6 protein-coding genes are annotated in these 10,844 nt (G+C 72.0%); 3 read left to right on the top strand and 3 right to left on the bottom strand.

Translation table 11 applies throughout. The features are described 5' to 3' along the window. Nucleotides 1-343: 343 nt before the first annotated feature. The gene (locus ABZ128_RS32710; RefSeq protein WP_356853187.1) at nucleotides 344-1,963 is read right to left on the bottom strand and encodes a PucR family transcriptional regulator; all 1,620 of its coding nucleotides are present in this window, start codon (nucleotides 1,961-1,963) and stop codon (nucleotides 344-346) included. A 183-nt stretch (nucleotides 1,964-2,146) separates the two neighbouring features. Between ABZ128_RS32710 and ABZ128_RS32705 the strand changes: the two genes are divergently transcribed. After that, entirely contained in the window at nucleotides 2,147-3,688 is a 1,542-nt protein-coding gene (locus ABZ128_RS32705) for an APC family permease (RefSeq protein ID WP_356853185.1), read from the top strand. A gap of 20 nt (nucleotides 3,689-3,708) precedes the next feature. After that, nucleotides 3,709-5,349: an FAD-dependent oxidoreductase gene (locus ABZ128_RS32700; RefSeq protein WP_356853183.1), complete on the top strand. Its 1,641-nt coding sequence runs from the start codon at nucleotides 3,709-3,711 to the stop codon at nucleotides 5,347-5,349. 12 nt (nucleotides 5,350-5,361) lie between these two features. Here ABZ128_RS32700 and ABZ128_RS32695 read toward each other — a convergent pair whose 3' ends face one another. Then, complete coding sequence (locus tag ABZ128_RS32695) at nucleotides 5,362-6,744, bottom strand: FAD-binding oxidoreductase (protein ID WP_356853182.1); 1,383 nt, start codon at nucleotides 6,742-6,744, stop codon at nucleotides 5,362-5,364. Between the two features lie 141 nt (nucleotides 6,745-6,885). Then, on the bottom strand, nucleotides 6,886-8,691 hold the full coding sequence (locus ABZ128_RS32690) for a glycoside hydrolase family 15 protein (protein WP_356853180.1): 1,806 nt from the start codon (nucleotides 8,689-8,691) through the stop codon (nucleotides 6,886-6,888). A gap of 482 nt (nucleotides 8,692-9,173) precedes the next feature. Between ABZ128_RS32690 and ABZ128_RS32685 the strand changes: the two genes are divergently transcribed. Beyond that, complete coding sequence (locus ABZ128_RS32685; protein ID WP_356853179.1) at nucleotides 9,174-10,826, top strand: CTP synthase; 1,653 nt, start codon at nucleotides 9,174-9,176, stop codon at nucleotides 10,824-10,826. The last annotated feature ends 18 nt before the right edge of the window (nucleotides 10,827-10,844 follow it).

Genomic DNA, 10,844 nt, shown 5'->3' with positions numbered 1-10,844 from the left:
CCACCGCTGCACACTCTGCCCCTCCCCGCCGCTCTTCCGATCGGGTGGGGGCGCCGGCCCGCCCCGGGCCGCCGCGGCCTCGGCGCGGAGCGCCGCCCCGGGGGCCGTGCGCCGCGCCGGCGATGGAGGCGGGAACGGTGGAAGGGCGGGTAGGGGAGCTGCCCACGGGTGCAGCGGCCACGGACCGCAGGCACGGCGCGGTGCCCGGCCCGGGCCCGGAGCCGCGTCCCGCCGTCGGCGGACGGAGTCCGCCTCAGCGGCGCGAAGCAGCCCGCGGCCGAAGTGCGCGAGGGGCGCGTCAGGAGGGGAGGCCCGCCTGCGGCCGGGGCGGGCGAGGGGTGCGTCAAGACGGGGTGTGGCGGCGGGCGCGCAGGGCCAGGCTGAGGGAGAGCACCGTCTCCGGGTCGTCCAGGTCGGTGCCGAGGAGCTCCGAGATCCGCGCGAGCCGGTTGTACAGCGTCTGCCGGTTCAGGTGCAGTTCGCGGGCCGTCTCCGCCTTGCGGCCCGCATGGGCCAGGTACGTCTCCAGCGTGGGCAGCAGCGGCGGGCGGGACGTGGTGTCGTGGACCCGCAGCGCCCCGATCGCGCGGTCCACGAACGCCGCCAGGTCCGGGTGCTCGCGAAGACGCCAGAGCAGCAGGTCGATGTCCAGGCGCCGCGCGTCGTACCAGGGCCGGACGGGCAGGCCGTGAGCCGCCGTCGCGGTCTCGGCCGCATGGCGCAGGCCCGAAGACGCCGCCGTCCAGCCGCCGGCCACGCCCACCACCACGGCCGGCGGGGCCGCGGCCCGGTCCAGGCCGGCCCGTTCCACGCCGGCGCGCAGCGCCGCCGCCACCCGGTCGGCGACCGCCGTGCGCTCCGACTCCGCCCGCAGGGAGACCAGCAGCGGTACCCGCCCCTCCACCGGGCGTACGCCCAGCAGCACCGGCACGCCCACCGCGGACAGCTCCTCCAGCACCGCGCGGGCCAGGACCGCCCAGTTGCCCGCCGGGCCGAGGTCCGCGGACAGCCGCATGACCACCGGGAGCAGCGGGCCGGGGCCGGGCTTGAAGCCGAGCACGCGGGCCTGCGCCGGGGCGTCCTCGGCCGAGATGCGGCCCTCCGCCAGGTCCGTCAGGAAGTCGCCGCGGCCGCGCGCGGCCAGTTCCTCCTCCTGGCGGGCCTGCATGAGGACGACGGCCAGCACCCCGGCCGTCCGCTCCGCCGCCATCCGGTGCACCGGCAGCAGGGGGGCGGAGACACCCAGCAGGACGACCCGTGCGCGCACCGAGCCCGCGCCGTGGCCGCCGCCGGGGACGTCGACCACCACGGTGTTGGCCGAGGGCTCCGCCTCGCGCTGCCCCCGCAGCCCCTCCCAGACCTGCAGCGGGTCCGCGGCGGCCTCCCCGGCGACCGGGCCCGCCCCGTACAGGAGTTGGCCGTCCGGGGTCTCCAGGAACACCGGGTTGCCGGTGAAGTCGGCCAGGATGCGCAGTACCTGCGGGATCCCGCCGCCGCCCAACAGGGCCTCCGTACAGCGCCGGTGGACCTCCTCGGCCCGCTGGAGCAGCGCGTAGTGGCCGTTGACGATCTCGGTGTGGACCTCCTCCGTCACCGTCACGAAGGGGACCTCGCGGTGCAGCTGGACCAGCGGCAGCCCGGCCGCCCGGGCCGTCTCGACGAGGGTCGCCGGAAGGCGGGTGAAGCGCGGCCCCAGCTCCACCACCAGCGCGGCGATGCCCCGGTCCGCGAGGCGGCGTACGAAGGCGCGCTGCTCCGCGGGCCGGGTGCCCAGGCCCAGACCCGTGGTCAGCAGCAGCTCGCCTCCCTTGAGCAGGGACGCGATGTTCGGCACCTCGCCCGCGTGCACCCAGCGCACCGTCCGGCCGAGCCGGTCGGCGCAGGCAACGACCTCCGGCAGCCCGCTGCGCAGCCCCGGCAGCTCCAGTGCCCGCTGAACGGTGATCCCGCCCTGGTTCTCCATAGCGCCGGACGCTACCGGCCTGCATGTTCCCCGCACATCACCGGACGGTTACGGGGCCCGATTTGCCCCCGTCCGGCCCGACAACTCGTCGGCTCTGCAAGGAGATTATCGGACCGCGTGCCGATTGTGGTGTGCGTCACGCACGGGGAGAGTGGCGCCCCTCCCGACAGGAACGAGGAAGCGATGAGCGCAGACACCGCCGACACACCGCCCCAGGCCGCCGGAGCGGGACAGGTTCCCCAGGTACAGCGCCTGCGGGCCAACTCCGTCGGCCTGGTCGGCGTCGTCTTCATGGCCGTCGCCACCGCCGCCCCCATCACCGCCATGACCGGCAACCTCCCCATCGCCGTCGGCTTCGGCAACGGCACCGGCGCCCCCGCCGGTTACCTCTTCGCGACCGCCGTCCTGACCGTCTTCGCGGTCGGCTACGTCGCCATGGCCAAGCGGATCACCGCCGCCGGCGCCTTCTACGGGTACATCTCGCACGGCCTCGGCCGGATCGCCGGCATGGCCTCCGGCATGCTCGCCGTCCTCGCCTACATCGTCTTCGAGGCCTCGATCGTCGGCGTCTTCTCCTACTTCGCCAAGACCACCGTCCACGACCAGCTCGGCGTCGACCTGCCGTGGATCGCCTACGCGGCCGGCATGCTCGCCGTCACCGCCGTCCTCGCCCACTTCGACATCAACCTCACCGCCAAGGCCCTCGGCGTGATGCTCGTCGCCGAGATCGCCGTCCTCTTCGCCGTCGCCACCGCGGTGCTCCTCGCGGGCGGCGGCCCGGACGGGATCCCGCTCGCACCCGTCAACCCGAAGAACGCCTTCACCGGCACCTCCGCCGGACTCGGCCTCTTCTTCGCCTTCTGGTCCTGGGTCGGCTTCGAGTCCACCGCCATGTACGGGGAGGAGTCCCGCAACCCGAAGCGGGTCATCCCCAGGGCCACCCTGATCTCCGTCATCGGCGTCGGCCTCTTCTACATCTACGTCTCCTGGATGACCATCGCGGGCAACGGCCTGGCCGGTTCCGTCGAACTGTCCGCCTCCGCCAGCCCCCTCGACCTCTTCTTCGCACCGACCCGGACCTTCATCGGCGGCTGGGCCGTCAGCGCCTTCCAGTGGCTGCTGCTCACCGGCTCCTTCGCCTGCGGCATGGCCTTCCACCAGTGCGCCGCCCGCTACCTGTACGCCATCGGCCGCGAGGGCTTCCTGCACCCGGCGCTCGGCCGCACGCACGCCAAGCACGGTTCCCCGTACCTGTCCTCGATCGTGCAGACCGCGATCGCCACCGCCCTGGTCGCACTGTTCTGGCTCACCGGACAGGACCCGTACATCCACTTGTACACGCTGCTCGCGATCCTCGGGACGATGGCGATCCTCATCGTCCAGACCCTCTGCTCCTTCGCGGTGATCGGCTACTTCCGCAGGAACCACCCCGAGGACCGGCACTGGTTCCGCACCTTCACCGCCCCGCTCCTCGGCGGGATCGCCATGGCCGCCGTCGTCGTCCTGCTCGTCGTCAACATGGAGACCGCGGCCGGGCTCGCCGCCGACTCCTTCTTCTTCACCCTGATCCCGTGGATCGTCGGCGTCGTGTTCTTCGGCGGGCTGGGGCTCGGCCTGTGGCTGAAGGCCAAGGCCCCCGAGCGCTACGAGATCATCGGCCGCGTCGTCCTGGAGGACTCCGCGGAACGCACCGAGGACCCCGCCCCCGCGTCCGCCACCCGCTGAATCCGACAAGGAGCACCGCCATGGCCCGTACGCCCCTGATGCACGCGCTCCGGCAGCTGGCCGCCGAACACGCCGCCGCCCGCCGCCTCTCCCTGCCCGTCGCCGAGGTCCGCGGTCTCGGCCGCCGCGAACTGCTCGGCCGCGCCGCCGCCCTCGGACTCGGCACCGCGCTCGCCTCCTCCGGGCTGGGCTCCGCCCAGACCGCCCACGCCGCCGGGGCGCTCCCCGACACCAAGCCCGTCACCCCCGCCCGCGTCGTGGTCGTCGGCGCCGGCATCGCGGGCCTGACCGCCGCGCTCACCCTCCAGGACGCCGGTGTCGGCTGCACGCTCTACGAAGCCAACCCCAGCCGGGTCGGCGGCCGGATGTACAGCCAGCGCTCCCACTGGGCGTACGGGCAGACCTCCGAGATCGGCGGCGAGCTGATCGACACCAGCCACAAGAAGATCCTGGAGCTCTGCCGCCGTTTCAACCTGCCCACCGAGGACTTCCTCGGCGGCGGCCCCAACGGAGCGGAGGAGGTGCTGTGGTTCAACGGGACCTACTACCCGCGCTCACAGGCCGACGAGGACTTCAAGGCCGTCTACCAGGCCCTCCACCGCGACCTCCAGGAAGCCGGTGAGGTCTCCTGGAACTCCTCCACCCCGGCGGGCACCGCCCTCGACAACATGAGCCTGTACGAGTGGATCGAGAGCCGCGTCCCGGGCGGCCACGGCTCGCAGCTCGGCCGCTTCATCGACGTCGCGTACAACGTCGAGTACGGCGCCGACACCGACCGGCAGTCCGCGCTCGCCCTCGTCCTCCTGATGGGCTACCAGCCCAACCCCGGGCGGTTCAACGTATGGGGCCTGTCCAACGAGCGCTACCACATCACCGGCGGCAACGACCAGCTGCCCAACGCCATCGCCAAGGCCCTGCCCGCCGGTTCGATCGTGATGGGCCGCGAGCTCCTCGCCGTACGCGTGGCCTCCGACGGCACGCAGACGCTGACCTTCAACGACGCGGGCTCCCTGCGCACCGTCACCGCCGACCACACCGTCCTGTGCGTGCCGCTGCCGGTCCTCCAGCGGATCGACCTCTCCGGCGCCGGCCTCGACCCGCTGATGAAGAACCTGCTGCGCGACGCCCGCATGGGCTTCTGCACCAAGCTCAACATGCAGTTCACCGCCCGCCCCTGGCGCGGCACCGGCCCCTGGCCCGGGGTCTCCGTCGGCGACTGCTTCACCGACTCCACGGTCCAGCAGGTCTGGGACACCACCAAGGTCCAGCCGGGCACCGGCGGCATCCTGCTCCAGTACGGCGGCGGCAGCCTCGCCGGTGCGCTCACCCCGGCCGCACCGTTCTCCACCGAGAGCGACCCGTACGTACGCGAGCTCGCGGGCCGGGTCCTGACCGGTGTCGACGCCTTCTTCCCGGGCACCAAGGCCGTCTGGAACGGGCGGGCCCAGCTGTCCGCCTGGCACCGCAACCCGTACTCGCTCGGCGCGTACTCCTACTGGCCGGTGGGCTACCTGCACCGGTACGCCAAGTACGAGGGCACCGCCCAGGGCCGCATCCACATCGGCGGCGAGCACTGCAGCTACGACTTCCAGGGCTTCATGGAAGGCGGCGCCACCGAGGGCGAGAGGGCGGCGCGGGAGGTGATCGCCGCCCTGTCGTGAACCACCGGGCGGCTACGCAGGCTTGATGTTGTGGTTGAAGCGGAAGACGTTGTCCCGGTCGTACTCCCGCTTCACCGCGGACAGCCGCCGCAGGTTCTGCTCGCCGAGGCCCGCGACCACGCGCTCGGGGCCCTCGTCCCCCGTGAAGTTGAGGTAGACCGCGCCGGTGCTCCACGGCCGGACGTCGGCGCGGACGTCCTTGACCCACTGCACGGCGCGGGCATCGTCCGCCGGGTCCTCCCAGATCCCGAAGGGGTGCACGATCCACGGCGCGTCACGGTAGGGCACGGGCCACTCGGGAGGGCCCGCCGCGATGGCGCCGCCCTGCGGGAACAGCACTTGCTGGCAGCCCGAGGGCACCGGCATGGTGTCCGCGCGGGCGCAGAACACGTCCAGCATCTCGTCCGGGGCACCGGTCAGGTACTCCGCGGACCAGTAGTTGCGCAGATCGGGCGGGTCGTCGAACAGGCACTGGAAATCGGCGTAGGGGAGGGCGGTGACCATCTCCACCTCGTGCGGGACCGCCAGCATCGGCTGCGCCAGCTTGCGCACCTCCTCCTCGGGCCCGGTGTACGTGAGCAGGGCGCCGCAGAGCAGGCTTCCCACGAGGTGCGGCGGGACGAACTCCTCCGGCGGGGCGGTCATGTAGATCACCCCACCGGCCGCCTGGTCGGGGCCGTTCTCGACGATGTCCCGGTAGACCCGGGTCAGTTGCGGCCCGCGCTCCGGCAGCGCCAGCACCATGGCGACCGAGAAGACCGGCAGATCGTGCAGCCGCAGGGTCAGCGAGGTGGCGATGCCGAAGTTCCCGCCGCCGCCGTGCAGGGCCCAGAACAGCTCGGGGTTCTCCTGCGCCGTCGCCTCCAGGACCGTGCCGTCGGCCGTCACCAGCTCCACGCCGAGCAGGTTGTCGACGGCCAGCCCGAACGACCGGTCCACCCAGCCGGAACCGCCGCCCAGTACGTAGCCGCCCACGCCGGTCGTGGAGGCCCGGCCGCCGGTGGTGGCCAGACCGTACGGCTCGCAGGCCCGGTCGAGGTGGCTCATGACGGCTCCGCCCTCGACCCGTACCGCCTTGGCCGCGGGATGGACCGTCACCTCATGCATCCGGCGCAGGTCCACCACGACACCGCCGTCGTTGAGGGACATCCCCGCCACGCTGTGGCCGCCGCCGCGCACGGCGATGTGGAGGTCCAGCTCCCGGGCGAAGCGCACGGCCGTGACCACGTCGGCGACGCTCTCGCACTGCGCGATGACCGCGGGCCTGCGGTCGATCATGGAGTTGAAGATCCGCCGGGCCTCGTCGTACCCGGCATCGTCGGGGGCGAAGACCTCGCCGGAGAGGTCCTCGCGGAGCGCGGCAAGCGCCGTGCCCGCCTTCGACAGGGGCGCCATGGCTGCCCCCTTCCGCAGGGAGGGGCGTAGGACCATTCCAGCGTAGGCGGCCGCCTCCAGGCGGGCGCGGCGGAGCCGAGGGGCCGCGGCGGAGCCGAGGCCGCCGGCGCAAACCCCGCGGCGCAAGCCCCGCGGCGGCCGTCAGCCCCCGTACGCCCCGCTCGCCGTGAGCCGCAGCGCCGTGTCGATCAGGGGGACGTGGCTGAAGGCCTGCGGGAAGTTGCCGACCTGCCGCTGCAGGCGCGGGTCCCACTCCTCCGCCAGCAGCCCGAGGTCGTTGCGCAGCGCCAGCAGCCGCTCGAAGAGGTGGCGGGCCTCGTCGACCCGGCCGATCATCGCCAGGTCGTCGGCCATCCAGAACGAGCAGGCGAGGAAGGCCCCTTCGTCGCCCTCCAGACCGTCCACCCCGGCCTCCGTGCCGGCCGTCGGATAGCGCAGGATGAAGCCGTCGGGCGTGGACAGCTCGCGCTGGATCGCCTCGATCGTGCCGATGACCCGCTTGTCGTCCGGCGGCAGGAAGCCCATCTGCGGAATCAGCAGCAGGGAGGCGTCCAGCTCCTGGGAGCCGTAGGACTGGGTGAAGGTGTTGCGCTCCTTGTCGTAGCCCTTCTCGCACACGTCCTGGTGGATCTCGTCGCGCAGCTCGCGCCAGCGGTCCAGCGGGCCGTCCGCGTCCCCGCTCTCGATCAGCTTGATCGTGCGGTCCACGGCCACCCATGCCATGACCTTCGAGTGCACGAAGTGGCGGCGGGGGCCGCGCACCTCCCAAATGCCCTCGTCCGGCTGGTCCCAGTGCTGCTCCAGGTAGCGGATCAGCTTCAGCTGGAGCAGCGAGGCGTAGTCGTTGCGCGCCAGACCCGTCATGTGGCCGAGGTGCAGGGCCTCGGTGACCTCGCCGTACACGTCCAGCTGGAGCTGGTGGGCGGCTCCGTTGCCGACCCGGACCGGGCGCGAGTTCTCGTACCCCGGCAGCCAGTCCAGCTCGGTCTCGCCGAGCTCCCGCTCGCCCGCGATCCCGTACATGATCTGCAGGTTCTCCGGGTCGCCGGCCACGGCGCGCAGCAGCCACTCGCGCCAGGCCTGGGCCTCCTCGCGGTAGCCGGTGCGCAGCAGCGAGGAGAGGGTGATCGCCGCGTCGCGCAGCCAGGTGTAGCGGTAGTCCCAATTGCGGACACCGCCGATCTCCTCCGGCAGGGAGGTGGTCGGCGCGGCGACGATCCCGCCCGTGGGGCCGTAGGTGAGCGCCTTGAGGGTGATCAGGGAGCGGATCACCGCTTCCCGGTACGGGCCGTGGTACGTGCAGTGGTCGACCCATTCGCGCCAGAACTGGGAGGTGGCCGCGAGGGCCGCCTTGGCGTCGGGGGCTTCCGGCGTGCCCTTGTGGGAGGGCTGCCAGCTGATGCAGAACGCCACCCGGTCACCCGGCCCGACGGTGAAGTCGGAGTACGTGGTCAGGTCCTTGCCGTAGGTCTGGGCATCGGTGTCGAGCCAGACCGAGTCGGGGCCGGCGACGGCGACGGTGCGTCCGTCCACCTTGTGCACCCAGGGCACGACCCGTCCGTAGCTGAACCGCATGCGCAGGGCCGAGTGCATCCGCACGCGCCCGCTGACGCCCTCGACGATGCGGATCAGCTGCGGGGCGTGGTCCTCGCGGGGCGGCATGAAGTCGATCACCCGGACGGTGCCGCGCGGGGTGTCCCACTCGGACTCCAGGATCAGCGAGTCGCCCTGGTAGCGGCGCCGGGAGGCGTTGGGCGCCTGCGTGCCCTCCGGGAAGGCCGGGCCGATCCGCCAGAATCCGTGATCCTCGGTGCCGAGCAGGCCCGCGAAGATGGCATGCGAGTCGAAACGGGGCAGACACAGCCAGTCCACCGACCCGTCCCGGCAGACCAGTGCGGCGGTCTGCGTGTCGCCGATCAGTGCGTAATCCTCGATGCGCCCGGACACGTTGCATCTCCAGTCGAACAGCGGCCGCCCCGAGGGGCGCTTCCCTTGCGCGGTTGCGCGGTCTTCCGTGGTGGTTCGGTTCCCCGCACTGAGCTCATGATTCCGGATGCGGCCGGGTTACGACGACTGCCGGTCTGCTCGGCGGCGATGTGAAGCAATATCCGAGCAGGATATGACGGCACCCTAGTGATCTCCTTGAGGCCCAGGACAGCGAGTCTGGGCCAAACGGGTGACCGGTGGCAATGCCGGCGCGAGTGCTGGCCGGAGGGCCGGTGGCAGGCCGTCGCGGCGCCGTCGCACCGCGTTGCCGGAGGCGGACCGCCCCGGGCGCTGATAGGCTGGTACCCCGTGGACCGGTGGTCTGCCTGTGCGAATCAGGAGCCCCGAAACCGCAGCTTCGGCGCCCCCTGAGAGCCTCCGGTTCGACGGTGGCCGGCGCCGGACGCACCTCACTTCGCGACCACGGGAGCCCCCTCTTGGCGATGCCGCCCAAATCCATGACGACCAAGCACATCTTCGTCACCGGGGGTGTCGCTTCCTCCCTCGGCAAGGGCCTGACGGCCTCCAGCCTGGGTGCGCTGCTCAAGGCGCGCGGCCTGCGGGTCACGATGCAGAAGCTCGACCCGTACCTGAACGTCGACCCGGGCACCATGAACCCGTTCCAGCACGGCGAGGTGTTCGTCACCAACGACGGCGCCGAGACCGACCTGGACATCGGCCACTACGAGCGCTTCCTCGACGTGGACCTCGACGGCTCGGCCAACGTCACCACCGGCCAGGTCTACTCGACGGTCATCGCCAAGGAGCGGCGCGGCGAGTACCTCGGCGACACCGTGCAGGTCATCCCGCACATCACCAACGAGATCAAGCACCGCATCCGCCGCATGGCGACCGAGGACGTCGACGTCGTCATCACCGAGGTCGGCGGCACCGTCGGCGACATCGAGTCGCTGCCGTTCCTGGAGACCGTCCGCCAGGTCCGCCACGAGGTCGGCCGCGACAACGTCTTCGTCGTGCACATCTCGCTGCTGCCCTACATCGGCCCCTCCGGCGAGCTGAAGACCAAGCCGACCCAGCACTCGGTCGCGGCCCTGCGCAACATCGGCATCCAGCCCGACGCCATCGTGCTGCGCGCCGACCGCGACGTCCCCACCTCCATCAAGCGCAAGATCTCGCTGATGTGCGACGTGGACGAGGCGGCCGTGGTCGCGGCCATCGACGCCAAGTCGATCTACGACATCCCGAAGGTCCTGCACACCGAGGGCCTCGACGCCTACGTCGTGCGCAAGCTCGACCTGCCGTTCCGCGACGTGGACTGGACGGTCTGGGAGGACCTGCTCGACCGCGTGCACAACCCCGACCACGAGGTCAAGGTCGCCCTCGTCGGCAAGTACATCGACCTGCCCGACGCCTACCTGTCGGTGACCGAGGCCCTGCGCGCCGGCGGTTTCGCCAACAAGGCCCGCGTCCAGGTCAAGTGGGTCACGTCCGACGACTGCAAGACCCCGGCGGGCGCGGCGGCCCAGCTCGGCGACGTGGACGCGATCTGCGTCCCCGGCGGCTTCGGCGACCGCGGCGTCAACGGCAAGGTCGGCGCGATCACCTTCGCCCGCGAGAACAAGATCCCGCTGCTCGGCCTGTGCCTGGGCCTGCAGTGCGTGGTCATCGAGGCCGCGCGCAACCTCGCGGGCATCGAGGACGCCAACTCCACCGAGTTCGACGCCTCCACCCCGCACCCGGTCATCTCCACCATGGAGGAGCAGCTGGCCTTCGTCGAAGGCGCGGGCGACCTGGGCGGCACCATGCGCCTCGGCATGTACCCGGCGAAGCTCGCCGAGGGCTCGATCGTGCGCGAGGTGTACGGGGACCAGGCGTACGTGGACGAGCGCCACCGCCACCGCTACGAGGTGAACAACGCCTACCGCGGCGAGCTGGAGAAGAAGGCGGGCATCGTCTTCTCCGGCACCTCCCCGGACAACAAGCTCGTCGAGTACGTCGAGTACCCGCGCGAGGTCCACCCCTACCTGGTCGCCACCCAGGCCCACCCGGAGCTGCGCTCACGCCCGACGCGGCCGCACCCGCTGTTCGCGGGCCTGGTCAAGGCGGCGGTGGAGCGCCAGCAGGCCGCCAAGTGACGGCGTAACCGCACAACG

The sequence above is a fragment of the Streptomyces sp. NPDC006326 genome, assembly GCF_040612915.1.
GTDB lineage: Bacteria > Actinomycetota > Actinomycetes > Streptomycetales > Streptomycetaceae > Streptomyces.
Note: the sequence above shows the minus strand (reverse complement) of the source record. Positions and strands in the feature narration are given on the sequence as shown.